The sequence below is a fragment of the Nocardiopsis mangrovi genome (genome assembly GCF_042653925.1).
GTDB lineage: Bacteria > Actinomycetota > Actinomycetes > Streptosporangiales > Streptosporangiaceae > Nocardiopsis_B > Nocardiopsis_B mangrovi.
The window spans coordinates 98,077-122,764 of the sequence record NZ_JBHSFQ010000009.1; the positions used below are offsets into that span (position 1 = coordinate 98,077).

The window sequence follows — 24,688 nt, forward strand, 5'->3', positions numbered from 1 at the left end:
GTGGGCGGCCGACGCGAAAGCTGGGATGGACAGGAGCGCAGATGAATCAACCGGTGAATGAGCTCAACTGGCTGATCACTGACTTCGCGAATCGCGTACCGGATGTCGCGCACGCGATCGTCGTTTCGTCGGACGGCCTGCCGCTGGCGGCCTCCGCCGGTTTCCCAGCCGACCGGGCCGACCAGTTGGCGGCCATCGCCTCGGGTCTGTCCAGCCTCACCCAGGGCGCGTCGCGCGTCTTCGAGGGCGGAGCGGTCGCGCAGACCGTCGTCGAGATGGAACGTGGGCTACTGCTCATCATGTCCATCGGCGACGGCTCCTGCCTGGCCGTCCTCGCCGCCGCGGAATGCGACCTGGGACTCGTCGCGTATGAGATGACCCTGCTCGTCGAGCGGGCCGGGAGGGCGCTGACTCCGGCGGCGCGCACCTCGGGAATCCACTGACCCCCACCCCACAGGAGGAAGTGGTGGCACCTCACAGCAGAGATGCCGGGAACGCGTCGTGGTTCGCTCAGCCTCCGGGGGCCCCCAGGGTCCTCGCTGACGGTTCGGGCGGCGCGGACGTTCAACGACCCACCCAGCAACCAGTCGACCAACAACCCAGGCCGGCGGCCAACAACGCCCCCAGCTCGCTGGTCCGGCCCTACGCTGTCACACGGGGCCGGACCAAGCCGAAGTCCCAGCTCCCGCTGGAGGCGCTGATCTCCTCGACGACGACCGCACGCGGCGAGACCGGAAACCTCACCCCGGAGTGCCAGGCCATCAGCGACCTGTGTCGCGAATGGCGCTCCGTCGCCGAGGTCTCCGCGCTGCTGCGGATCCCGCTCGGCGTCGCGAGAGTGCTCGTGGCGGACATGTCGGAGCAGGGCCTGATCCAGATCAGGTCCTCGCTCAACACCGAGAGCCGGCCCAATGCCAACCTTCTTGAAAGGGTGCTCAGTGGACTTCGCAAGCTCTAGCGCGGCCGACGAAGGCGGTGCTGTGGCGAGTGCGATGACGTCGGTCAAGATCGTCGTCGCCGGAGGCTTCGGTGTCGGTAAAACGACCTTCGTGGGCTCCGTTTCCGAGATCGTGCCCCTCACGACCGAAGCGGTCATGACCAGCGCGAGTGTCGGGGTCGACGACCTCGCCAAGACGCCGGACAAGCAGACCACCACGGTGGCGATGGACTTCGGCCGGGTGTCCCTGGACTCCGACCTCATCCTGTACCTGTTCGGCACGCCCGGCCAGCACCGCTTCTGGTTCATGTGGGACGACCTCGTCAAGGGCGCCATCGGGGCCGTCGTCCTGGTCGACACCCGCCGCCTCGCCGACTGCTTCCCCGCGATCGACTACTTCGAAGAGGCACGGCTGCCCTTCGTCGTCGCGATCAACGGGTTCGACGGGTACTACCCGCACGCCGCGGCCGAGGTGCGCGACGCCCTCACGCTCAGCCCTGAGATCCCCATCGTGCAGGTCGACGCCCGCGACCGGGCCTCCACCAAGTCGACCCTGATCACGCTGGTGGAGCACGCCATCACGGTGGGCGACCCCGGAGGCGCGGCCGGCCAGCCGACCTCCACCGGGAGCCAGAGCACCTGGCGCTAGGTCGTGCCTCCGGAGACCGCGGCCGTGCGCCGCTGAACCGGGGCACGACCTGCGCTGCCCGCAGGCGGGCGCTAGCCGCCGGCCGACCAGCGCATCGCGACCGCCCGCACCGGGGCGCCGTCGCCGCTGTCCAACCGCAGAGGGAACGCCGAGAACCACGGGTCGGGGAAGTCCAGCAGCTCCAGACCGCACAGGTTCTCGATGATCGTGCCATTCGCGCCGAGCACGGCGAGGTGGGCGTCCCACCCGCTGCCGGGGTGCCCCGCGAAGGGCGTTTCGTCAGGGCTGGGGGCGTCGATACCGATCGTGCGCACACCGGCGGCCACCAGCATCCGCGCGGCGTCGCCGGCGAGGTAGGGGTGGTCGAAGTAGCGGTCCGTCCCGTAATGCGCCGACCACCCGGTGTGCAGCAGCACCACGGTCCCCCGCGCGAAGCTCGGCCGCCAGGGCTCAAGGTCGGCCGCGGTGATGGGGGAGCGGTCGCCGCGGCCGCGGACGTCGGCCACCACGGCCGGGCCGGTGAACAGCTCCAGCGGCAGGTCGCTCAGCCGGGCGCCGTCGGCGAGGAAGTGGAACGGGGCGTCGGCGTGTGTCCCGTTGTGCGTGCTCATGTGCAGCTCGGAGGAGTTGTACCCGTCCTCGGCCAGCCGCGCCGACGGTTCGAGCGCCGGAGTCCGGTCGCCGGGGTAGGACTGGGTGCCGGGCCCCACGGGGCGGCTCAGATCGACGATTCGCGTCACGCGCACGGCGGCTCCTGGACGGGCTGGGGATGCGGGATCCGGCTCGGAGCCTGATTACCATACGGCCGCCGCACAGACCAGCGGCCGGGGGGAGTGCGCGTCACGGCGTGACAGGGCAAGATGTCAGGCGATGACTGCGAATCCACCGCAGGGCGGACCCGACGGCGGGTCCGACCCGGGCGCCAACGCAATGACCGACCGGTTCCAGGACGCCGGGACCCGCATCCTCGACGCTCTGCTGGAGGCCGCACCCGAGTGGGCGAGCGAACTCGGCGACCAGCGGTTCGCCGACCGCCTCTCCGACCATTCCGCTGAGGGCGACGCGCGGCGGGCGGCCATGCTCACCGACGCCCTCGGGGCCCTCGACGAGATCGACGACCTCCTGCTGCCCGCCGCCGACCGGGTCGACCTGGAGATGCTGCGCAACCGCGTCTCCGCCGACCTGTGGCGCCTCACCGAACTGCGCCCCCAGACGTGGGACCCGCTCGTCCACCTGCCGGGCGACGCCCTCTACGCGCTCATCGAACGCGGCACCCTCCCCCTTGAGGACCGGCTGCGCGCGCTCGCGGCGCGCTGCCGCGCCGTGCCCGGCCACCTCGCCACCGCGCGCGAGCGCCTGGGCGGCGGCCCCGGCATGCCGCGGGTGCACGTCGAGACCGCCGTCGCCCAGGCGCGCGGCACGGCCGCGATGCTCGGCGACGGGGTCGACACCCTGCTGGAGCAGGCGGCCGCCCTGCGCGGCGAGGTGGAGACCGCGCGCGACGCGGCAGTCGGCGCGGTGCGCGACTTCGCCGGCTGGCTGGAGTCGGAGGCGGAGCGCGCCACCGCCGACCCCCGCCTGGGCGGGCGCTTCTACGCCGCCCAGCTCTGGTACACGCTCGACTCCGAGCTGACCGAGGACGCGCTGCTGACCCGGGCCGAGAGCGACCTCCTGGCCACCGAGGAGGAGATCGCCGAGGTCGCCGCCGCCTACGACGGCCGCCCCCGCTTCCCCGGCCAGGTGCGCGAGGTGCTGGACCGGCTCTCCGCCGACCACGCCTCCACCGCCGACACCATCCGCCCCGCCTGCCAGGAGGCGTTCGACCACCTCCTCGACCGGATGCGCGACCTGGGCTTCGTGACCGTCCCCGACCACCCGGTCCGCATCATCGACATGCCCGAGGCGCGCCGCGGCGTGGCCGTGGCCTACTGCGACCCGCCGGGCCCCCTCGCCCCGGCCGCGGGCGAGCCCACCCTCATCGCCGTGGCCCCGCCGCCCGACGACTGGTCCGAGGAGCGCCGCGCCTCCTTCTACCGCGAGTACAACATGGTCATGCTGCGCAACCTCATGGCCCACGAGGGGATCCCCGGCCACGCGCTCCAGCTCGCCCACGCCGCCGGCTACGAGGGCGGCACCCGCATCCGCCAGGCACTGTGGAGCGGCACCTTCATCGAGGGCTGGGCCGTCTACACCGAGGAGGTCCTGGCCGGCCTGGGCTGGTCGGCCGCCGGCGGGGACGACGACCTCCGGCTGCGCCTCGTGCAGCTCAAGATGCGGCTGCGGATGATCATCAACGCCATCCTCGACGTGCGCACGCACGCCCGCGGGATGACCGAGGCCGAGGCCATGGAGCTGCTCATCGAACGCGGCCACCAGGAAGAGGGCGAGGCCGCGGGCAAATGGCGGCGCGCCCAGCTCACCAGCGCCCAGCTGTCCACCTACTACGTCGGCTACCGCGAGGTCGCCGACCTCGCCCGCGACCTCGCCGAGGCGCGGCCCGGGGCCCCGCGCGGCGAGATCCACGACGCGCTGCTGGCCCACGGCTCGCCGGCTCCGCGCCACCTGCGCACCCTGCTGGGCCTGGGCACCGGCTGACGCGCCCGGGGCCGCCCCCGCCGCGCCGAGGCGCACCGGCGCGGCGGAGGCGGGAACCCGGACCGCCCCGCGAGCGTCCTACCGGCACAGGTGCCGGGCACCGGTGACGCCCCAGCCCCGGGGCGGTCCCGCGCCCGCCGGGCGCACACCCCCGCCCCGGGCCCGGTGCGCGATCTTTACACCTGGCTTACGCAGGTATCTCTAGATTCCAGGGCTCGCGCCCCGAACCCACCCCGGAGTACGCACCCCCATGGCCACGGACCTCATCGTCGGATTCCTCACGCTCACCGTTCTGGAGATCGTGCTCGGAATCGACAACCTCGTCTTCATCTCGATCCTCGCGGCGAAACTCCCCGAGCACCAGCGAGAACGGGCCCGCAAGCTCGGCATCGCGCTCGCGCTCGTCAGCCGGCTGCTGCTGCTCGCCTGCATCACCTGGATCATGCGGCTGACCACGCCCCTGTTCACCGTCTTCGGCCAGGACTTCAGCGGCCAGTCGCTCATCCTGCTGGTAGGCGGCCTCTTCCTCATCGCCAAGGCCACCTACGAGATCCACGAGAGCCTCGAAGGCGAGGAAGACCACGCCGGGTCCAAGGTGCGGGCCGCCTTCGGCGCCGTCGTCGTGCAGATCGTGGCGCTCGACGTGGTGTTCTCGCTCGACTCGGTGATCACCGCCGTCGGCATGATCGGCGACCAGCCCGGCGGCATCTGGGTCATGGTCGCGGCCGTGGTGATCGCGGTCATCGTCATGCTCGTGTCCGCCACCCCGCTCAGCAACTTCGTCAACGCCCACCCCACCGTCAAGATGCTGGCGCTGGCGTTCCTGCTCCTCATCGGCATGACGCTGGTGGCCGACGGCCTCGGCTTCCACGTCCCCAAGGGCTACATCTACACCGCCATGGGCTTCTCCCTGTTCGTCGAGGTCCTCAACCTGCTCCGGCGCCGCAGCAAGAAGTCCCCGCCGGTCCAGCTCAGCAGCCGCTACTCCGACCGCGCCGAAGGGACGGAGGACTCCGGGGCCGCCGCCTCCTGACCACGGGCGTCGCCGATCACGTCCGCCCCCTCGCCCGGCTCCGACGGCCCGGCGTGGGGGCCTTCGGCCGGAGAGGCCGCCTCCGCCCGCTCGTGGCTCGCCGTCGGTGTCGGCTGGTGTCACCCGGGGCGGCGCGGACTTCTATGCTGGGACCGCGGAGTCGGAAGGGGCTGGCATGACGGACCGAGACGAGCACGACCACGCGCCCGGCGCCGGCGGTGACCTCCCGGCCCCCGGTGCCGATCCCGACGGCTACGAACGCCTGTGGACCCCGCACCGCATGGCCTACATCAAAGGCGAGAACAAGCCCGCGGGGGCCGGCCCCGGCGACGGCTGCCCCTTCTGCCGCGCGCCCCGGCTCGACGACGCCGACGGCCTGGTCGTGGCACGCGGAAAAGCCGCCTTCGCGGTCCTCAACCTCTACCCCTACAACAGCGGCCACCTGCTCGTGTGCCCCTACCGGCACGTCGCCGACTACACCGAGCTCGACGACGCCGAGACCGCCGAGGTGGCCGCGCTCACCCAGGCCGGGATCACCGCGCTGCGCCGTGCGTCGGCACCCCAGGGGTTCAACGTCGGCATGAACCTGGGCGCGCCCGCGGGCGCCGGGATCGCCGCCCACCTGCACCAGCACATCGTGCCCCGCTGGGGCGGCGATACCAACTTCATGCCCGTCATCGGACGGACCAAGGTCCTTCCCGAACTGCTCCGCCAGACCCGTGAGGCGCTCGCCGCGTCCTGGCCGGAACCCTGAGCCGGCCCGACGGATGCGAACGGAGAACGCATGACCACCACCGAGGGCCGCGGCCCCGTCCTCGTCTTCGACGGCGACTGCGCCTTCTGCAGCAGCAGCGTGGAGTTCCTGCAACGGCACGTCGCACCCGGGATCGCCACGGTGCCCTGGCAGTTCAGCGACCTCGCCCCGGCCGAGCGCGACCGCGCCCAGCGCGAGGTGCTCCTGCTGCACCCCGATGGCCGCCGCGTCTGGGGCGGCGTCGACGCGATCGCCGTGCTGCTCCTGGAGAGCCCCGCGTGGGCGCCCGCGGGCTGGGCGCTGCGCCGCGCCCCCGGCCGCGCCGTGGGCGCCGCCGTCTACCGGTGGGTGGCGCGCCACCGGCACCGCATGCCGGGCGGGACCCCCGCCTGCCGGGTCGGTGGACCCACGTGAAATCCTCCTCCGCCGCTCCCGCGGCGGAGTGCCGCACCGCCTCCGCGCGCCGCCCGCCCTACCATCTGAAGAAATCATGCTGAGTAACCTTCGCCCCCTGATCTCCCGGGTGACGCTGCCCATCGGCCGACTGCTCGCCCGCGCCGGCATCACCCCCACCATGGTCACGCTCACCGGCACCCTCGGCGTGGTCGTCAGCGCGCTGTACTTCTACCCGCGGGGTGACCTCTACGTCGGCTCCGCCATCATCACCTTCTTCGTCCTGTTCGACATGCTCGACGGCGCCGTTGCCCGGGCCTCGGACTCCGCCAGCGACTGGGGGGCGTTCCTGGACTCCACCCTGGACCGGCTCTCCGACGCGGCCGTCTTCAGCGGCCTGCTGCTGTGGTTCGTCACCGGCGGAGACGACCCGATCCTGGCCGGAGTCGTCCTGTTCTGCCTCGTCGGCGGGTTCGGGGTCTCCTACATCAAGGCCCGTGCCGAAGGACTGGGCGTCAACTGCGACGTCGGGATCGCCGAGCGCTCCGAGCGGCTGCTGATCACCCTGGTCTCGGTCGGCCTGGGCGGGCTGGACGTGCCCTACGTCCTCACGGGCGGGCTGTGGATCCTCGCCCTGCTGTGTGCGCTGACCATCGCCCAGCGGCTCGTGGAGACGCGGGCGCGGCTGACCGATCCGAGCAGCCGCGTCGGCGGTCCGGAGGAGCAGTGAGCGCACGCGGGGCGGACGGCGCGGGCACCGACATCGGAGTGGGCGGACGATCAGCGGACGCGCTCTACGCGCTGGCCTGGCGGGTCCTCGGCACGGTCCCCGAACGCGCCGGGCGGCGCGCCTTCGACCGCATCGCCGACCGCGCCTGGCGCTCGCGCACCGACGGGCTCCGGCAACTGGAGGCCAACCTGCGCCGCGTCGCGGGGCCCGGCGCGACCCAGGCGCAGCTGCGCGCGCTCTCCCGCGCCGGGATGCGCTCCTACCTCCGCTACTTCCACGAGATGTTCCGCCTGGCCCACACCCCGCGCGAGACCGTCCTCGGCCGCACCGACGCGACGGGCATCGACGTGCTCGAAGGCCACATCCGCGCCGGCCGCGGGGTCGTCGCCGCGCTGCCGCACATGGGCAATTGGGACCACGCCGGCGCCTGGATCGCGCTGCGCGGCACCCCGCTGACCACCGTCGCCGAGCGCCTCCGCCCCGAGAGCGTCTACACCCGCTTCACCGCCTTCCGCGAAGGACTGGGCATGGAGGTGCTGCCGCTGACCGGCGACGGCGCCGGGACCGCCGGGCGGCTGGCCCGGCGGCTGCGCGAGGGGCGGCTCGTGTGCCTGCTCGCCGACCGCGACCTCACCGACCACGGGGTGGAGGTCGACTTCTTCGGGGAGCCCGCGCGGCTCCCGGCCGGCCCCGCGGCGCTCGCGCTGGGCACCGGCGCCGCCCTGATGCCGGTGTCGCTGTGGTACGAGGGCGACCGCTGGTGCATCCGGGTGCACGAGGAGATCCCGCCGCCGGCCGCGGGGGACCGCGCCGCGCGGGTACGGGAGATGACCCAGGAGCTGGCGGCGGTGTTCGAGGGAGCCATCGCCGAGCACCCCGAGGACTGGCACATGCTCCAGCGCGTGTTCACCGCCGACCTCGACCCGCGCGCCGCCCCCGCCCCCGGACCCTCGCCGGCGCCCGCTCCGGTGCCGGACGCCCGGCGCAGCCGGTGACGATGCGCATCGGCCTGGTCTGCCCCTACACCTGGGATGTCCCCGGCGGCGTGCAGCAGCACGTCGGCGACCTCGCCGAGGCCCTGCTGGACCTCGGCCACGAGGTGTCGGTGCTGACCCCCTGCGACACCGAGACCGAGCTGCCGGCGCACATCGTCCCCGCGGGGCGCGCGGTACCCGTGCCCTACAACGGGTCGGTGGCCCGGCTGGCGTTCGGCTTCCGGGCCGCCGCGCGCGTGCGCCGCTGGATCCGCGAGGGCGGCTTCGACCTGCTGCACGTCCACGAGCCGGCCGCGCCCAGCCTGTCGCTGCTCGCCTGCTGGGTGGCCGAGGGGCCCATCGTCGCCACCTTCCACACCGCCAACCCCCGCTCGCGCGCGATGGCGGTCTCGGCCGCCGCCCTGCGCACCGCCCTGGAGAGGATCAACGGGCGCATCGCCGTCTCCGAGGCCGCCCGCACCACCCTGGTCGAACACCTGGGCGGCGACGCCGTCCTCATCCCCAACGGGGTCGCGGTCCAGCGCTTCACCCGCGGCGCACCGCTGCCCGGGTGGCCGGGCGACGGCGGCGCCATCGGCTTCCTGGGCCGGCTGGACGAACCCCGCAAGGGCCTGCCCGTGCTGCTGGAGGGGTTCACCCGGCTCGCCGCCGAACGCCCCGGCCTGCGGCTGCTCATCGCCGGCCCAGGGGAGACCGGCGACCTGCGCGACCGGATGCCCGCTGGGATCCGCGAGCGGGTCGTGGCACTGGGCCGGGTCGACGACGCCGACAAGGTGCGCGCCTACCACTCGGTGGACGTCTTCTGCGCGCCCAATCTGGGCGGGGAGAGCTTCGGCATCGTCCTGGCCGAGGCGATGTCGGCCGGCGCGGCGATCCTGGCCAGCGACATCCCCGCCTTCCGCCGGGTGCTCGACAACGGTGCCGCCGGGGAGCTGTTCGCCTGCGGTGACCCCGCCGGCCTCGCGCGCGGCGCCGCCCGGCTGCTGGACGACCCCGACCGCCGCCGGAGGCTCTCGCAGGCGGCGCGCGCGGCCGTGCGCGCCTACGACTGGCCCACCGTCGCGGCCGACGTGGTGCGCGTCTACGAGACCGTCCTGCCCGCCGGCCCCGCTGCCGCCCCCGTCGCCGGCCGCCGTGAATCGTGGCCGCCGCTGTGACGCCGTGGGCAGGGGCCGGATGGGCGTGGATCGCGGCCGCCGCCGTCGTCCTGATCGTGCTGGTCAGCGGCTACATTCAGTGGCGGGCCTCCCGCCTGGACCGGCTGCACGTGCGGGTGGAGACCGCGACCGCCGCGCTCGACGCCGCTCTGGCCCGGCGCGCCGCGGCGGTCCTGGAGCTGGCCGCCGCACCGGGGCTGGAGCCCGCCTCGGCGGTGCTGCTCGCCGATGCCGCGGTCCGCCTGAGGCGGGCCCGGGACGCCGGCGAACGCGAGCTGGCCGAGAGCACGGTCTCGCGGGCCCTGCGCGCCGTCATGGAGCAGCCCGGGTTCGGCGCCGGACTGGCGGCCGCGGGCGGCGACTGCGACGGCGAGCTGCCTGCTGAGGCGGAGGCCGCGGCCAAGCGCGTCTACCTGGCCCGGCGCTTCTACAACGACGCCGTGGCCGCCACGCGCGCCGCGCGCGCCGACCGCCTGGTGCGCGCCCTGCGCCTGGCCGGCCGCGCGCCCCTGCCGGAGTTCTTCGAGATGGACGACGAGCCGCCGCGGCCGAGTGATTGAGATACGGGCCGCCCTCGGTGCCGCGGCGCCGGAAGAATCGGCACCCGCGCGGCGTTGTCCGAAGTGGCAGCGGCCGTGGGCCTCCCGCTCGGGTGCGTCCGCGGGCCGCGACACAGTGTAAGGATGAGTCACCAGCATACGCCGATATGTCCTGAAAAGGGCGCGAGGGCGTGTTCTACCATTGGTGCGCAGAGGCGACCGGCGCCCGCGCGCCGCAGCCCCGCCCCCGACGAACGTCCTCCGCGCATCGAGGTGCTCCCTCATGTCCGCTCAGAACTAGGAGTCCGCCACCGTGACCAACACCGCTGACACCCCGACCGCGAGCACGGTCGGCACCACCCGCGTCAAGCGAGGCATGGCAGAACAGCTCAAGAACGGCGTGATCATGGACGTGGTCACCCCCGAGCAGGCCAAGATCGCCGAGGACGCCGGAGCCGTCGCGGTCATGGCGCTGGAGCGGGTGCCCGCCGACATCCGCAAGGACGGCGGCGTGGCGCGCATGTCCGACCCCGACATGATCGACGGCATCGTCGAGGCCGTCTCCATCCCGGTCATGGCCAAGGTGCGCATCGGGCACTTCGTCGAGGCGCAGGTCCTGGAGTCCCTCGGCGTCGACTTCATCGACGAGTCCGAGGTCCTCACCCCCGCCGACGAGGCGTACCACATCGACAAGTGGGCCTTCACCGTCCCGTTCGTGTGCGGCGCCACCAACATCGGCGAGGCGCTGCGCCGCATCGGCGAGGGCGCGGCCATGATCCGCTCCAAGGGCGAGGCCGGCACCGGCAACGTCGTCGAGGCCACCCGGCACATGCGGTCCATCCGCTCCGAGATCAAGCGCCTGGGCACCCTGGACGAGGCCGAGCTGTTCGGCGCCGCCAAGGAGTTCCGCGCCCCCTACGAGGTTGTCAAGGAGGTCGCGCGCCTGGGCAAGCTGCCCGTGCCGCTGTTCTCCGCCGGCGGCGTCGCCACGCCCGCCGACGCCGCGCTGATGCGACAGCTGGGCGCCGAGAGCGTCTTCGTCGGCTCGGGCATCTTCAAGTCCGGCGACCCCGCCAAGCGCGCCGACGCCATCGTCCAGGCGACCCTGCACTACAACGACCCCGAGGTCATCGCCAAGGTGTCCCGCGGGCTCGGCGAGGCCATGGTCGGGATCAACCTCGACGACCTCTCCGACTCCCAGCGCTACGCCGGCCGCGGCTGGTAACCGCCCGCCCGGCGCCGCGCCGGGCACGGCCGGCGGCCGGGGACGGCGCGCCGTGCGGGCCGCACAGCGGCCCGCACCACCGGTGCGCCCGTCCGCCCCCGCGCCCGTCCGCTCCCACGATCCCGGATCGAGGTTCGCTTCGTTGACCGCCACACCCACCATCGGGGTGCTCGCCCTCCAGGGCGACACCGCGGAGCACCTGCGCGTCCTCGACGGGCTCGGTGTCACGGCCGTGCCCGTCCTCCGGGCCGCCGAACTCGACGGGGTCGACGGCCTCGTCATCCCGGGCGGCGAGTCGACCACCATGTCCAAGCTCGCGGCCCGCTACGAGCTGATGGAGCCCCTGCGCAAGCACATCCGCGAGGGCATGCCCGCCTACGGCACCTGCGCGGGCATGATCCTGCTGGCCGACCGCATCATCGACGGCACCGCCGACCAGCAGACCATCGGCGGGATCGACATGACCGTGCGCCGCAACGCGTTCGGCCGCCAGACCGAGTCCTTCGAGGGCCGGGTCGCCATCGACGGGGTGGACGGCCCCGATGTCGACGCCGTCTTCATCCGCGCCCCCTGGGTCGAGGACGTCGGCCCCGGCGTGCACGTCCTCGGACAACTCACCGACGGGGACCGGGCCGATAGGATCGTCGCGGTACGACAGGGGGGGCTGCTGGCCACCTCATTCCATCCCGAACTCACCGGGGACGCGCGTATCCACCGACTCTTCGTGGACATGGTGAAAGGAAAGGTATGAGCGGCCACTCCAAGTGGGCCACCACCAAGCACAAGAAAGCGGTCATCGACGCCAAGCGCGGCAAGCTCTTCGCCAAGCTGATCAAGAACGTCGAGGTCGCGGCGCGTACGGGTGGTGGTGACCCTGACGGCAATCCCACCCTGTACGACGCCATCCAGAAGGCCCGCAAGAACTCCGTGCCGCTGGACAACATCGAGCGCGCGCGCAAGCGCGGGTCCGGGGAAGAGGCCGGCGGGGCCGACTGGCAGACCATCATGTACGAGGGCTACGCCCCCGGCGGGGTGGCGCTGCTGGTCGAGTGCCTGACCGACAACCGCAACCGCGCCGCCTCCGAGGTGCGCGTGGCCGTCACCCGCAACGGCGGGTCCATGGCCGACGCCGGATCGGTGTCCTACCTCTTCAACCGCAAGGGCGTCGTGATCGTGCCCAAGGAGGGCACCAACGAGGACGACGTCACCCTGGCGGTCCTCGACGCCGGCGCCGAGGACGTCAACGACCTGGGCGAGGCGTTCGAGGTGGTGTGCGAGGCCACCGACCTCGTCGCCGTCCGCTCCGCGCTCCAGGAGTCCGGCATCGACTACGAGTCCGCCGAGAGCTCCTTCCTGCCGAGCATGGAGGTGCCGGTGGGCGAGGACGACGCCAAGAAGGTCCTGCGCGTCGTCGACGCGCTGGAGGACTCCGACGACGTCCAGAACGTCTTCACCAACGCCGACATCCCCGAGGACGTCCTCCAGAAGATCGGCTGACCGGCCGCCCGCCGCGGCCACGCACGTTCGCCTCGGGCCCCGCTCTTCCAGCGGGGCCCGAGGCGTTTCCCCAAGGCGGGGCCGCACGCGGGCTCGATAGGGTGGCCTCGGCCGCCTCCGCGGCCCCGGCCCCGCCGCCCGGACCACATCCGGGCCGGACGACCGGCGCCGCCCGGATGATCGCCGGGCCGGACGACCGACGTCCGCGGCCCTGGGCCGGGCACCCCGCCCTTCAGTCCCCCTTGGAGCAGCCCGCTATGACCACCCCCGGCGACAACCCCTACGAGCAGTACGGCCAGCAGCCCGGGCACCCGCAGGACTGGCCCCAGCAGTCCCAGCAGCCCTACCAGCCCGGCGCCCCCTACCCCGGCGTCCCGCAGGGCGCGGGCCCCGCGACCCCGCCGCCCCCGCAGCCGCAGGGGGAAGGCTTCTTCGGCGTGCTGTTCGACCTGAACTTCACCCGGTTCGTCACCCCGCGCTTCGCCAAGACCCTGTACCTGCTGTGGCTGGTCCTCGTCGGCGTCGTCACCTTCACCGGCGTGGTGAACGCCTTCTCGTCGATCACGGTCGCCCCCGTGTCCGCGCTGCTGGGCCTGCTCGGCGCGCTGGCGGGCGGCGGTATCTCGCTGCTGCTGGGCCGCGTCGGCCTGGAGCTGGCCATCGCGCTGGTCCGCACCTCCGACGACATCGCCGCGATGCGCCGCAACAGCGGCGCCTGACAGCAGGGCGCGACGCGGCGCCGGCGCGCATGTCGCCCGCCCCGCCGTCCCCGCGCACCGGTAGGCTCGGGGACTGCGAACGGGCGTTCGAGGCCCGGCGCGACCCGGTGCGACGGAGGAGACGCGTGCGAGTTCTGGGGATCGACCCCGGCCTGACCCGCTGCGGAGTCGGGGTGGTCGACGGCGCGATCGGGCGGCCGCTGGCGTTCGTCGCCGCCGGCGTCGTCCGCACCCCGTCCGACGGCGACCTCGCCGCGCGCCTCCTGGGCATCGAACGCGGGATCGAGGGGTGGCTCGACAGCCACGCCCCCGAAGCCGTCGCGGTCGAACGCGTCTTCGCCCAGCACAACGTCAGCACCGTCATGGGCACCGCGCAGGCCAGCGCCATCGCCATCACCTGCGCGGCGCGGCGCGGGCTGCCCGTGGCCCTGCACACCCCCAGCGAGGTCAAGGCGGCCGTCACCGGCAGCGGCCGGGCCGAGAAGGCGCAGGTGCAGACCATGGTCGCCCGGCTGCTGCACCTGGACGCCGCCCCCAAGCCGGCCGACGCCGCCGACGCCGTCGCACTGGCCATCTGCCACATCTGGCGCGGCGGGGCGCAGGCGCGCGTGGCGGCGGCGCAGCAGGAGTTCGCCCGCAAGGTCGAACTCGCCCGGCGGGCCCGCGCCACCGCCACCACCGACCCCAGGAAGAGGTGACCGAGGCGTGATCGCGTTCCTCAGCGGCCGGGTGGCCGCCCGAGGCGGCGGCACCGCCGTGATCGAGGTGGGCGGCGTCGGCATGACCGTCCAGTGCACCCCCGCGACCCTGGCCGGTCTGCGCGTCGGCGACACCGCCACGGTCGCCACCTCGCTGGTCGTCCGGGAGGAGTCGCTGACCCTGTTCGGCTTCGCCGACGACGACGAGCGCGACGTCTTCGAGCGCCTCCAGACCGCCGGCGGGGTCGGCCCGCGCCTGGCACTGGCGATGCTCGCCGTGCACACCCCCGACGCACTGCGCGCCGCGGTCGCCGGCGAGGACACCGCCGCGCTCACCCGGGTGCCCGGCATCGGCCCCAAGGGCGCCCAGCGCATCGTGCTGGAGCTGCGGGACAAGCTCGGCCGGCCGCACGGGGGCGGCCCCGAGGTCGCCGACGCCGCTCCCGCCGCGGGATCGGCCCCCTGGCGGCCGCAGGTGGTCTCCGGCCTGGTCAACCTGGGCTGGTCGGTCAAGGACGCCGAATCCGCCGCCGACGCCGTGGCCCCCGAGGCGGCCGAAGCCGGAACGCGGCCCGACGTCGCCACACTGCTCCGCAGCGCCCTGCGCAAGCTGAGCCGCGCCTGAGAGGAGCCGGACCCCCGCCATGGCCGAACACGAACGCGATGTGGTCTCACCAGACGCCGACCTCGACGAACGCGCTCTGGAGGGCGCCCTGCGCCCCAAGCGGCTGGAGGACTTCGTCGGCCAGGAGCGCGTCCGCGAACAGCTCTCACTCGTGCTGCGCGGCGCCCAGCGGCGCGGCCGCGCCCCCGACCACGTGCTGATGTCGGGCGGACCGGGCCTGGGCAAGACCACCCTCGCCATGATCATCGCCGCCGAGCTCGGCGCCCCCCTGCGCATCACCTCCGGCCCCGCGATCGAGCGCTCCGGCGACCTCGCCGCCGTCCTGTCCACCCTCCAGGAGGGCGAGGTCCTCTTCCTCGACGAGATCCACCGCATGGCGCGGCCCGCCGAGGAGATGCTCTACGTCGCCATGGAGGACTTCCGGGTGGACGTCGTGGTGGGCAAGGGGCCGGGGGCCACCGCGATCCCCCTCGACATCGCCCCCTTCACCCTGGTCGGCGCCACCACCCGCGCCGGCCTGCTGCCCGCCCCGCTGCGCGACCGGTTCGGCTTCACCGCGCACATGGACTTCTACCGCGCCGACGAGCTGGAACTCATCCTGCGCCGGTCCGCCGGCCTGCTCGGCGCCCACCTCGACGACGACGCCGCCGTGGAGATCGCGGGGCGGTCGCGCGGCACGCCGCGCATCGCCAACCGGCTGCTGCGCCGCGTCCGCGACTACGCCGAGGTCCGGGGCGACGGTCGGCTGACCCTGGACATCGCGCACGCCGCCCTCAGCCTCTACGAGGTCGACGCCCAGGGGCTCGACCGGCTCGACCGCGCCGTCCTCGACGCCCTGCTGCGGCGCTTCCGCGGCGGCCCGGTCGGGCTGTCCACGCTGGCGGTGTCGGTGGGGGAGGAGCCCGAGACCGTCGAGGTGGTGGCGGAGCCCTTCCTGGTGCGGTCCGGCTTCATCGCCCGCACGCCGCGCGGCAGGGTCGCCACGCCGGAGGCGTGGAGCCACATGGGCCTCGCGGCGCCGCCCGACGCCGCGTTCGGCGCCGGGGTGCCCGCCGACGGCACGGCCACCGCCCCCGCCGGGCCGTGATGCCGGCGTGACCGACACCGCGGTCCGTGGCGCGTAAGGTGGGGGCGGAGGTCGTTGCCGCCATATCCGGGCCGGTAGGGAACTCGCGGACCGGTCCCGCTCGTTGAACCGGAAAGCGTCGGCATCGAGGGCCGCGCAGGAGTGGCAGCGGCCACGAGACGAACGTCAGGAAGGAACAGCCCCGTGCAGGGCCAATACATACTCGCAGGGGCCGCCGAGCAGACCGGCGGCGCATCCCTCGTCCAGCCGGTCATGATGATCCTGCTGATCGGCGTGGTCTTCTGGCTGCTGATCCTGCGTCCGCAGAAGAAGATGCGCGAGCGCGAGTCCGAGATCCAGCAGCGGCTCCAGCCCGGGGTCGAGGTGCTCACCAAGGCCGGGTTCTACGGCACGGTGGTCGACGTCCGCGACAACGACGTCGAACTGGAGATCTCGCCCGGCACGCGGATCCGGATGCTGAAGGCCGGCGTCGGCGAGGTCATCACCCCGGTCGACCCGATCGACGACACCCCCGTCGAGGACCGGCCCGACTTCGGCAACGACAACAAGGACGACGGCCCCAAGTAGGGCCGAGCCAGACCCGATACGGTACCGGTCCCGCCCGGCGGGGCCGGTACCGTCGTGTCCGCCCCTTGTCCCCCGCCCCTCCCGGCCCGCAACGCCGCCGCAACCGTGAAGGTGAGCCCCCGTGCCCCAGGACCTTGACCGGCTGATCGCCAAGAGCGTCCGCGATGTCCCCGACTTCCCCGAGCCCGGCGTGGTGTTCAAGGACATCACCCCGCTGCTGGCCGATTCCGAGGTGTTCGGCGCCGTGGTCGCGGCCGTGGCCGACCACCACAGGGGGGCGACCGTCGACCATGTCGTGGGCCTGGAGGCCCGCGGTTTCATCTTCGCGGCCCCCATCGCGCTGGCGCTGGGCGCCGCATTCGTCCCGGTGCGCAAATCGGGGAAACTGCCCTCGGATACACTGAGCGCGACCTATGATCTGGAATACGGCACGGCGACGGTGGAGATGCACACCGACGCCATCGCCCCGGGTGGCCGCGTCCTCATCGTCGACGACGTCCTGGCCACCGGCGGCACCGGACGGGCCGCGGTGGATCTGGTCCGCAGAGCGGGTGGTACCGTCGTGGGATTCTCGGTCCTCATGGAACTCGCGTTCCTCCAGGGCCGCGAGAAGCTGGCCGACGTGGAGTTGCACGCCCTCTCCGTGGTCTGAGTCCGCTCCGGCGCCGCGTGGCCGGGCCGACCAGCCATACGCTCTGACGTGCGGTGATGTCCTCAAGAGATGCGACTTGCGGGCATACCCGAACCCGATGGCGCGTTGGTACAGGTGAGCCGATCGTACGCGACGGATGCGACCAGGCGGGCGTCGCCGGGGCGACCCCCGGCGCACCGCCGGGTGAACCGCGGGAGGGATGTCCATGGCAGGCGAAGCGGTTTCCACCGAGGCGGTCTCAGCGCTGCGCGACCATCCGGCACGCGCCGGGACCAACGGTGAGTGTCGAACGGGCGCCGCGGATTCCGCGGCGCCCGTCGTCCCATCAGGTGCCCCTGCGCCGCCGCCCTCCGCCGACCAGGGCACAGACGCGCCCGCAGCACCCCCAGGTGATGATTCCCATGACCGGCCCGCCTCCGCCGTTCCCCCCGGCCCGTCCTCTACCGTGCGAGTACGCCGCAGACTCGCCCGCCTCGGCGCCCAGCGGGGGGTGACCATGAACCCTGTCCTCGAGCCACTGATCAAGACCGTCCGCGCGACCCATCCCAAGGTCGACGTGCGGCTGATCGAGCGCGCCTATGACGTCGCGGCCCACCACCACCGCCACCAGAAGCGCAAGAGCGGCGACCCCTACATCACCCACCCGCTCGCGGTCGCCACCATCCTCGCCGAGCTGGGCATGCAGGAGCCGACTCTGGCCGCCGCGCTGCTCCACGACACCGTCGAGGACACCAGCTACACCCTGGACCAGCTGCGCGCCGACTTCGGCGACGAGATCGCCGAGCTGGTCGACGGCGTCACAAAGCTCGACAAGGTCAAATACGGCGAGGCCACCCAGGCCGAGACCGTCCGCAAGATGGTCGTGGCGATGTCGCGCGACATCAAGGTCCTGGTCATCAAGTTGTGCGACCGGCTGCACAACATGCGCACCCTGCGCTACCTGCCCCAGGCCAAGCGCGAGAAGAAGGCCCGCGAGACCCTGGAGATCTTCGCGCCCCTCGCCCACCGCCTGGGCATGAACACCATCAAGTGGGAGCTGGAGGACCTCGCGTTCGCCACGCTCTACCCCAAGCGCTTCGACGAGATCGCGCGGCTGGTCTCCGAGCGCGCGCCGCGCCGCGACGTCTACCTCCAGGACGTGATCGAGGCGGTCTCCGCCGACCTGCGCGACGCCAAGATCAAGGCCACGGTGCGCGGCCGGCCCAAGCACTACTACTCGATCTACCAGAAGATGATCGCGCGCAACTGCGGCTTCGACGAGATCTACGACCTCGTCGCCGTGCGGGTGCTCGTCGACAGCGTCCGCGACTGCTACGCGGCACTGGGGACCATCCACGCGCGGTGGAACCCGGTGCCGGGGCGGTTCAAGGACTACATCGCCATGCCGAAGTTCAACATGTACCAGTCGCTGCACACGACCGTCATCGGTCCCGCCGGCAACCCGGTCGAGCTGCAGATCCGCACCCGCGCCATGCACCGCCGCGCCGAGTACGGCATCGCCGCGCACTGGAAGTACAAGGAGGACCGGGCGAGCGGCAAGGAGAACCGCGCCGACACCCGGTCCAAGGGCGCCGGCGACATGGCCTGGCTGCGCCAGCTCATCGACTGGCAGCAGGAGACAAAGGACCCCGGCGAGTTCCTGGAGTCCCTCCGCTTCGACCTGTCGGTCCAGGAGGTGTTCGTCTTCACGCCGCAGGGCGACGTCATCTCGCTGCCGCAGGGGGCCACCCCGGTCGACTTCGGCTACGCCGTGCACACCGAGGTCGGGCACCGCACCGTGGGCGCCCGGGTCAACGGCCGGCTGGTGTCGCTGGAGAGCGAGCTGCACAACGGCGAGACCGTGGAGATCCTCACCTCCAAGGCGCCCGACGCCGGCCCCAGCCGCGACTGGCTGAACTTCGTCAAGAGCGCCCGCGCCCGCAACAAGATCCGCCAGTGGTTCACCAAGGAGCGCCGCGACGCGGCGATCGAGCAGGGCAAGGACGCGATCGCCCGCGTCATGCGCAAGCAGGAGCTGCCCATCAAGCGGCTCTTCAGCGGCGAGGCGCTGGTGGCGCTCGCCCGCGACCTGCGCTACGGCGACGTCGACTCGCTCTACGCCGCGGTCGGCGAGGGGCACATGGGCCCCCAGAACGTCGTGCAGAAGCTCGTCGACTCCCTGGGCGGGATCGAGAGCGCCGAAGAGGACATCGCCGAATCCGCCCTGCCCACCCGGGCCCGGCCCCGGCCGGCGGGCAACCCCGGCGTCGTCGTCGAGGGCGACCCCGACGTGTGGGTCCGGCTGTCGAAGTGCTGCACCCCGGTCCCCGGCGACCCCATCGTCGGGTTCGTCACCCGCGGCAACGGCGTCTCCGTGCACCGGGGCGACTGCGTCAACACCACCGTCCTCGACCCCGACCGCATGGTCGACGTCGAATGGCAGCCCACCGAGGACTCGATGTTCCTGGTGGCGCTCCAGGTCGAGGCGCTGGACCGGTCCCGGCTGCTGTCCGACATCACCCGGGTGCTCTCCGACCAGCACGTCAACATCCTGTCGGCCACCGTGCAGACCAGCCGCGACCGCGTGGCGCTGAGCCGGTTCACCTTCGAGATGGCCGACCCCACCCACCTGGGCCACGTGCTCAAGGCGGTCCGCGGCGTCGACGGCGTCTACGACGTCTACCGCATGAAGAACTGACCCGGCGGCGGCGTTGCGGCCCGCCGCTCCCGCCGCCGCCCCGCGACACTGCGGGTATGAACAAGTTCTCCTTGGACGCGCTGGTGCGGCGGCACCTGGAGGCGGCGGCGACGGCGTCCTCCGGGCGCAGCGCCGAGACCTTCCACGGCGGGCACGAGCACGTCCTGCGCCAGACGCTGATCGCGCTCAGCAGCGGCAACGAGCTGTCGGAGCACCCCAGCCCCGGTGAGTCCACCCTGCTGGTGCTGCACGGGCGCGTCCGGCTCTCCTCCGGCGGCGACCACTGGGACGGCCGCGTCCACGACGTCATCATCGTGCCCCGGGAACCGCACACCGTGACCGCGCTGGAGGACGCCGCGATGGTCCTGACCGTGGCCATGGGTTAGGCAGCAGGAGCGCACGCGACGGCGGACCCGCTGTGTGTGCTCCGCGCGGGTCCGCCGAGCGTCCGATCCCGGGCCTGGGGTCAGCTCATCTCGCCGAGGGCCTTGGCCGCCTCGTCCAGCCAGGAGCGCCGGGCGGTGAGGGCGTCCTCGGCGTCGCGGACCTTGCGGTCGTCGCCGCGCGAGCGCGCCTTCTCCAGGTCGCCTTCGAGCTGGGCGATGGAGTCGCGCAGCCGGGCGATGGTGGCCTCGGCGCGGGCGCGCGCCTCGGGGTTGGTGCGCTGCCACTCCTGGTCCTCGGCCTTGCGCACGCCCTCTTCGACCTTGCGGAACGCGCTTTCGAGGCGTTCCCGGGAGTCGCGGGGCAGCGCCCCGGCGTCCTCCCACGCCTCCTGGTAGTCGCGCAGCCGGGAGCGGGCCTCGCGCGGGTCCTTGATGCCCGGCAGTTCGCGCCGCGCGTCCTCGAGGATCCGCTCCTTGGCGTCGGCGTTGACCCGCAGCTCGGCGTCGCGTTCGGCGAACACGGCGTTGCGGGCCTGGAAGAAGCGGTCCTGGGCGCCCTTGAAACGGGCCCACAGCCGGTCCTCGCTGGCGCGGTCCGCCCGCCCGCTGGCCTTCCACTGCTGCATGAGGTCGCGGTAGCGGCCCGCGGTGGGCCCCCAGTCGGTGGAGTCGGCCAGCTCCTCGGCCTCGGCGACGATCCGCTCCTTGTCGTCGCGGACATGCTCACGCTGCTGGTCCAGCCCGGCGAAGTAGGACTTGCGCCGTTTGGAGAAGGCGTTGCGCGCCGCCGACATCCGCTTCCACAGCGCCTGCTCGGTGGGGCGGTCGGCGCGCGGGGCGGCCTTCCACTCCTCGATCAGCTGGCGCATCCGCTCGCCGCCGGACTTCCAGTGCGTGGTCTCCTCGGCGACGCGCTCGGCCTCGGCGACGATCCGCTCCTTGACGTCACGCGCCTCGTGCCGGGCCTGCTCTTGGGCGTGCTTCTGCTCGACCTTGCGCTCCTCGGCACGCGCGGTGAGCGTGTCCAGCCGGCCCGCGAGGCCGTCGAGGTCGCCCACGGCGTTCGCCTCGCGCACGGCGGTGCGCAGCTTGTCGATGCTGGAGAGCGCCTGCGCCGCGGACAGGTCGGTCGTGGCCAGCCGCTTCTCCAGCAGCTCCACCTCGGTCACCAGGGAGTCGTACTTGCGGCGGAAGAACGCGAGGGCCTCCTCGGGCGCGCCGGCCTGCCACGATCCGACGACCCGTTCGCCCTCGCTCGTGCGCACGTAGACCGTGCCGTCGTCGTCTACGCGGCCCCAGGGGTCCGTGGTCACCGTGTCCTCCAGAGGTAATGAGCCCGGCGCATGTGGCCGGGTCCGGTGGTCCAGACAGTCTTTCCCGGGCACGGTGTGTGTGGGAACTGCCGTGACTTGCACGATATCCGCAGATCCGGCGGATATCGCCGTGTACTTTCTACTGTTACCGCATCTCAGAGCGCATGGCCGCGGGAGCCGGCCGGAGACCGGGGCCCCGTGCGACGTGGACCAATATGGCACTGTCGGGCCGATTGGCAAAGAGCCGTCCGCTCCGCGGTGATCGAATGGTGATGAAGAGGCGAATCCCCGCCGGCGACGGGTCGCCCGCGGCCCCGCTCAACCCGTTCGCCCCGCCGCGCCGGCCTCGGTAGGCTCGGATGGACAGCGGGACAGGGCAGGACCGCACCCGTCCGCGCCGCCCCGAATCACGAACCGAGGTCGACTCCCACGTGCTCATCGCCGCCTTCGCCGCCGGGCCGCTCGCCGCGAACTGCTATGTCGTCGCGCCGGTCCCCGGCGCGGAGTGCGTCGTCGTCGACCCGGGCCAGGACGCCGGCCCCGGCCTGGCCGGGGTGCTCGCCGAACACGGCCTCACCCCCGCCGCGGTGCTGCTCACCCACGGCCACTTCGACCACGTGTGGTCGGCCGCCGAGGTCTGCGCCGAACACGACATCCCCGCCCACATCCACCCCGCCGACCGCGCCCTGCTCACCGACCCCGCCAAGGGGGTCGACCCCGGCCTGGCCGCGCAGCTCGCCGGGATCATCGGCGACGCCCCGCCCGCCGAACCCGGCCGCGTGGCCGAGGTCGGCGACGGCACCGTGCTCCGCCACGCCGGGCTGGAGCTGACCGTCGCGCACGCGCCCGGCCACACCCCCGGATCGGTCGTCTACTCCCTGGCGGCGGGGGAGGACCACCCCGAGGTGCTGTTCACCGGCGACCTGCTGTTCGCCGGGTCGATCGGGCGCACCGACTTCCCCGGCGGCGACCACGCCCGGATCCTGCTCAGCCTCGACCGCGTCTGCCTGAGCCGCTCCGACGACGCCGCGGTGCTGCCCGGCCACGGGCCCGCCAGCACCATCGGCCGCGAGCGCGCGGGCAACCCCTTCCTGCGCGATATCGGCGGCCGGTAGCCCGCGCCGCGCCCCGCGGCGCCGGGACCGGCCGCTGCGACGACGGCCGCACGGTCCCCCGCGCCCGGCGCGGCGGGCCGCCGCCCACAAGCCGGGAGACCTGGAAGCCGGTAACCACTGATGGACACCATGACCGCCCGACGGGACGCGCCCTCCTTCGCGCGCCGAGATAGCGGCACCGGCCCCGGTAGCGGGGTCCGGACCTCCGCGCACGTCAGGCAAGATGAGTAGCTACAGAAACGTTGAAGGAGAACCCCGTTGATCCGCACGCATGACGCCGGCGCGCTCCGCGCCGAGCATGCCGACGAGACCGTTGTCCTCGCAGGGTGGGTCGGCCGCCGCCGCGACCACGGCGGCGTCGTCTTCCTCGACCTGCGCGAAGCCTCCGGTGTGGTCCAGGTCGTCGTCCGCGAGGACGAGCTCGCCCACGACCTGCGTGCCGAGTACTGCATCAAGGTCACCGGCACGGTCCGCATCCGCCCCGAGGGCAACGCCAACCCGGAGATCCCCACCGGCGACATCGAGGTCGTCGCGGACCACATCGAGGTCCTGAGCGAGTCCGCGCCGCTGCCGTTCCCGCTCGACGGCTCACAGGACGTCTCCGAGGAGGCACGCCTCCGCTACCGCTACCTCGACATCCGCCGGCCCGAGCGCGCCACCGCGCTGCGCGCGCGCTCGACCGCCAGCTACATCGTGCACGACGTCATGCGCCGCCATGACTTCGTCAACGTCGAGACCCCCTACCTCACCCGCTCCACGCCCGAGGGCGCCCGCGACTTCCTGGTGCCGGTCCGCCTCCAGCCCGGCCACTGGTACGCGCTGCCCCAGTCGCCGCAGCTGTTCAAGCAGCTGCTCATGGTCGGCGGCATGGAGCGCTATTACCAGATCGCCCGCTGCTTCCGCGACGAGGACTCCCGCGCGGACCGGCAGCCGGAGTTCACCCAGATCGACATCGAGATGAGCTTCGTCGACCAGGAGGACGTCATCCGGGTCGGCGAGGAGCTGGTCGCGCGGCTGTGGAGCGAGATCCTCGGCCACGAGGTCCCGCTGCCGCTGCCGCGGATGCCGTTCCTGGAGGCCATGGACCGCTTCGGCTCGGACAAGCCCGACCTCCGGTTCGGCTTGGAGCTGCGGGAACTGACCGACTACTTCTCGGCGACCCCGTTCCGGGTCTTCCAGGCGCCCTACGTGGGCGCGGTGGTCATGCCCGGCGGCGCGGCGCAGACCCGCAAGGAGCTCGACGGCTGGCAGGACTGGGCCAAGGCGCGCGGCGCCAAGGGCCTGGCCTACGTGCTCGTGCAGCAGGACGGCACGCTGGGCGGGCCCGTCGCCAAGAACCTGTCGGAGCAGGAGCGGGCCGGCCTCGTCGAGGCCGTCGGCGCCGCGCCCGGCGACGCCGTGTTCTTCGCGGCCGGCGCCCGCCGCGCGTCCCAGGAGCTGCTGGGGGCCGCCCGGCTGGAGATCGGCAACCGCCAGGGCCTCATCGACACGTCGCAGTGGTCGTTCCTGTGGGTCGTGGACGCCCCCATGTTCGAGGAGGACGGCGAGGGCGGCTGGACCCCGGTGCACCACCCCTTCACCGGGCCCAAGCCCGAATGGGCGGACTCCTTCGACAAGGACCCCGCCAACGCCCTGGCCTACGCCTACGACATGGTGTGCAACGGGATGGAGATCGGCGGCGGCTCGATCCGTATCCACCGGGTCGACGTCCAGGAGCGGGTCTTCGAGACCCTCGGCATCAAAAAGGCAGAGGCCGAGTCGAAGTTCGGGTTCCTGCTGGAGGCGTTCAAGTTCGGCCCGCCGCCGCACGGCGGGATCGCGTTCGGCTGGGACCGGATCATCGCGCTGCTCACCGGCGGCGACTCCATCCGGGACGTCATCGCCTTCCCCAAGACCGCCTCGGGCGGCGACCCCCTGACCGGGGCGCCCAGCCCGATCACCGTGTCCCAGCGCCGCGAGGCGGGTGTGGACGCCGACCCCGAGGCGGGCAAGGGCTCCTGACGGCCCGCCTCACCCGGCCGGTGTGAGGGGCGCCGCCCCTCACACCGGTACCGGTGCCACGGGTGCGCGCCCCGGCGGCCCGCAGCCGCCCGGCCGGCGTGGCCCGTCCGCGGGTCGCCGCTCGCGCGGCCGCGCCGCGGAACCGCGCACCGTCCGCCCCGCCCCTCAGCCCCCGCGACACCCGCCGACCTGGCCGAGGGCGGTCACCGCCCATTCGGCGCGTCGCGCCGCATCGGGGCCGCAGAGGGAAATATCGTTCCTCCGACGCGTTTCGCGCGGACGGCCGTTGCCGTGGGTTACTTTTTCACGGCACCGCACCGCTGGCAGCAGATGGTCTCGTTATC

General features: G+C 73.1%; 26 protein-coding genes. 24 read left to right on the forward strand and 2 right to left on the reverse strand.

Annotated elements, in window-relative coordinates; all coding sequences use genetic code 11:
- Positions 1-41: 41 nt before the first annotated feature.
- From ACFO4E_RS12035 to ACFO4E_RS12045, 3 genes are read left to right on the forward strand one after another with little or no spacing between them, the layout of a single operon-like run.
- Positions 42-443, forward strand: coding sequence for a roadblock/LC7 domain-containing protein (locus tag ACFO4E_RS12035; RefSeq protein ID WP_378531087.1), 402 nt, complete (start codon positions 42-44; stop codon positions 441-443).
- 20 nt (positions 444-463) lie between these two features.
- Positions 464-958, forward strand: a complete 495-nt coding sequence (locus tag ACFO4E_RS12040; RefSeq protein WP_378573926.1) for a DUF742 domain-containing protein — start codon at positions 464-466, stop codon at positions 956-958.
- Between the two features lie 34 nt (positions 959-992).
- Positions 993-1,586: a GTP-binding protein gene (locus tag ACFO4E_RS12045; RefSeq protein ID WP_378574027.1), complete on the forward strand. Its 594-nt coding sequence runs from the start codon at positions 993-995 to the stop codon at positions 1,584-1,586.
- A 71-nt stretch (positions 1,587-1,657) separates the two neighbouring features.
- Here the strand turns inward: ACFO4E_RS12045 and ACFO4E_RS12050 are convergent, their stop codons facing one another.
- Entirely contained in the window at positions 1,658-2,332 is a 675-nt protein-coding gene (locus ACFO4E_RS12050) for a cyclase family protein (RefSeq protein WP_378573927.1), read from the reverse strand.
- Positions 2,333-2,516: 184 nt separating this feature from the next.
- On the opposite strand from ACFO4E_RS12050, the gene ACFO4E_RS12055 reads away from it, so the two are divergent.
- The 19 genes from ACFO4E_RS12055 (at position 2,517) to ACFO4E_RS12145 (ending at position 19,915) form a co-directional block, all read left to right on the forward strand.
- Positions 2,517-4,181, forward strand: coding sequence for a DUF885 domain-containing protein (locus ACFO4E_RS12055; RefSeq protein WP_378574029.1), 1,665 nt, complete (start codon positions 2,517-2,519; stop codon positions 4,179-4,181).
- A gap of 250 nt (positions 4,182-4,431) precedes the next feature.
- The gene (locus ACFO4E_RS12060) at positions 4,432-5,214 is read left to right on the forward strand and encodes a TerC family protein (protein WP_378573929.1); all 783 of its coding nucleotides are present in this window, start codon (positions 4,432-4,434) and stop codon (positions 5,212-5,214) included.
- 175 nt (positions 5,215-5,389) lie between these two features.
- The gene (locus tag ACFO4E_RS12065) at positions 5,390-5,968 is read left to right on the forward strand and encodes an HIT family protein (protein ID WP_378573930.1); all 579 of its coding nucleotides are present in this window, start codon (positions 5,390-5,392) and stop codon (positions 5,966-5,968) included.
- Between the two features lie 30 nt (positions 5,969-5,998).
- Positions 5,999-6,382: a thiol-disulfide oxidoreductase DCC family protein gene (locus ACFO4E_RS12070; RefSeq protein WP_378573932.1), complete on the forward strand. Its 384-nt coding sequence runs from the start codon at positions 5,999-6,001 to the stop codon at positions 6,380-6,382.
- Positions 6,383-6,479: 97 nt separating this feature from the next.
- Positions 6,480-7,091 (forward strand): phosphatidylinositol phosphate synthase, encoded by a 612-nt coding sequence (gene pgsA, locus ACFO4E_RS12075; RefSeq protein WP_378574030.1) that lies wholly within the window; start codon positions 6,480-6,482, stop codon positions 7,089-7,091.
- Between the two features lie 38 nt (positions 7,092-7,129).
- Positions 7,130-8,086: a phosphatidylinositol mannoside acyltransferase gene (locus ACFO4E_RS12080; RefSeq protein WP_378574032.1), complete on the forward strand. Its 957-nt coding sequence runs from the start codon at positions 7,130-7,132 to the stop codon at positions 8,084-8,086.
- A 2-nt stretch (positions 8,087-8,088) separates the two neighbouring features.
- Entirely contained in the window at positions 8,089-9,243 is a 1,155-nt protein-coding gene (locus ACFO4E_RS12085; RefSeq protein WP_378574033.1) for a glycosyltransferase family 4 protein, read from the forward strand.
- Positions 9,240-9,803: a hypothetical protein gene (locus tag ACFO4E_RS12090; RefSeq protein ID WP_378573934.1), complete on the forward strand. Its 564-nt coding sequence runs from the start codon at positions 9,240-9,242 to the stop codon at positions 9,801-9,803. Before ACFO4E_RS12085 ends, ACFO4E_RS12090 begins: the two co-directional genes overlap by 4 nt.
- Before the next feature lie 292 nt (positions 9,804-10,095).
- Entirely contained in the window at positions 10,096-11,007 is a 912-nt protein-coding gene (gene pdxS / locus ACFO4E_RS12095) for a pyridoxal 5'-phosphate synthase lyase subunit PdxS (protein ID WP_378573936.1), read from the forward strand.
- Positions 11,008-11,149: 142 nt separating this feature from the next.
- Complete coding sequence (gene pdxT, locus ACFO4E_RS12100) at positions 11,150-11,758, forward strand: pyridoxal 5'-phosphate synthase glutaminase subunit PdxT (protein WP_378573937.1); 609 nt, start codon at positions 11,150-11,152, stop codon at positions 11,756-11,758.
- Positions 11,755-12,504 carry a YebC/PmpR family DNA-binding transcriptional regulator gene (locus tag ACFO4E_RS12105; protein ID WP_378573939.1) on the forward strand — a complete coding sequence of 250 codons (750 nt, stop codon included), beginning with the start codon at positions 11,755-11,757 and terminating at the stop codon, positions 12,502-12,504. The genes pdxT and ACFO4E_RS12105 overlap by 4 nt, the downstream gene beginning before the upstream one ends.
- Positions 12,505-12,761: 257 nt before the next feature.
- Positions 12,762-13,223 carry a DUF4282 domain-containing protein gene (locus tag ACFO4E_RS12110; protein ID WP_378573941.1) on the forward strand — a complete coding sequence of 154 codons (462 nt, stop codon included), beginning with the start codon at positions 12,762-12,764 and terminating at the stop codon, positions 13,221-13,223.
- 125 nt (positions 13,224-13,348) lie between these two features.
- Positions 13,349-13,921 carry a crossover junction endodeoxyribonuclease RuvC gene (ruvC, locus tag ACFO4E_RS12115; RefSeq protein ID WP_378573943.1) on the forward strand — a complete coding sequence of 191 codons (573 nt, stop codon included), beginning with the start codon at positions 13,349-13,351 and terminating at the stop codon, positions 13,919-13,921.
- Between the two features lie 7 nt (positions 13,922-13,928).
- Positions 13,929-14,546, forward strand: coding sequence for a Holliday junction branch migration protein RuvA (gene ruvA, locus ACFO4E_RS12120; RefSeq protein WP_378573945.1), 618 nt, complete (start codon positions 13,929-13,931; stop codon positions 14,544-14,546).
- A 19-nt stretch (positions 14,547-14,565) separates the two neighbouring features.
- Positions 14,566-15,633, forward strand: a complete 1,068-nt coding sequence (gene ruvB, locus ACFO4E_RS12125; RefSeq protein ID WP_378573947.1) for a Holliday junction branch migration DNA helicase RuvB — start codon at positions 14,566-14,568, stop codon at positions 15,631-15,633.
- A gap of 183 nt (positions 15,634-15,816) precedes the next feature.
- Entirely contained in the window at positions 15,817-16,200 is a 384-nt protein-coding gene (gene yajC, locus ACFO4E_RS12130) for a preprotein translocase subunit YajC (protein ID WP_378573948.1), read from the forward strand.
- Positions 16,201-16,321: 121 nt separating this feature from the next.
- The gene (locus tag ACFO4E_RS12135) at positions 16,322-16,852 is read left to right on the forward strand and encodes an adenine phosphoribosyltransferase (protein ID WP_378573950.1); all 531 of its coding nucleotides are present in this window, start codon (positions 16,322-16,324) and stop codon (positions 16,850-16,852) included.
- A 496-nt stretch (positions 16,853-17,348) separates the two neighbouring features.
- Positions 17,349-19,529: a RelA/SpoT family protein gene (locus ACFO4E_RS12140; RefSeq protein WP_378573952.1), complete on the forward strand. Its 2,181-nt coding sequence runs from the start codon at positions 17,349-17,351 to the stop codon at positions 19,527-19,529.
- Between the two features lie 56 nt (positions 19,530-19,585).
- The gene (locus tag ACFO4E_RS12145; RefSeq protein ID WP_378573954.1) at positions 19,586-19,915 is read left to right on the forward strand and encodes a cupin domain-containing protein; all 330 of its coding nucleotides are present in this window, start codon (positions 19,586-19,588) and stop codon (positions 19,913-19,915) included.
- A gap of 80 nt (positions 19,916-19,995) precedes the next feature.
- Here ACFO4E_RS12145 and ACFO4E_RS12150 read toward each other — a convergent pair whose 3' ends face one another.
- Positions 19,996-21,228, reverse strand: a complete 1,233-nt coding sequence (locus ACFO4E_RS12150) for a DUF349 domain-containing protein (protein ID WP_378573955.1) — start codon at positions 21,226-21,228, stop codon at positions 19,996-19,998.
- A 431-nt stretch (positions 21,229-21,659) separates the two neighbouring features.
- Between ACFO4E_RS12150 and ACFO4E_RS12155 the strand changes: the two genes are divergently transcribed.
- Together ACFO4E_RS12155 and aspS are read left to right on the forward strand one after the other, a co-directional pair.
- Complete coding sequence (locus tag ACFO4E_RS12155; RefSeq protein WP_378574035.1) at positions 21,660-22,343, forward strand: MBL fold metallo-hydrolase; 684 nt, start codon at positions 21,660-21,662, stop codon at positions 22,341-22,343.
- A 258-nt stretch (positions 22,344-22,601) separates the two neighbouring features.
- Positions 22,602-24,344, forward strand: coding sequence for an aspartate--tRNA ligase (gene aspS, locus ACFO4E_RS12160; RefSeq protein ID WP_378573957.1), 1,743 nt, complete (start codon positions 22,602-22,604; stop codon positions 24,342-24,344).
- The last annotated feature ends 344 nt before the right edge of the window (positions 24,345-24,688 follow it).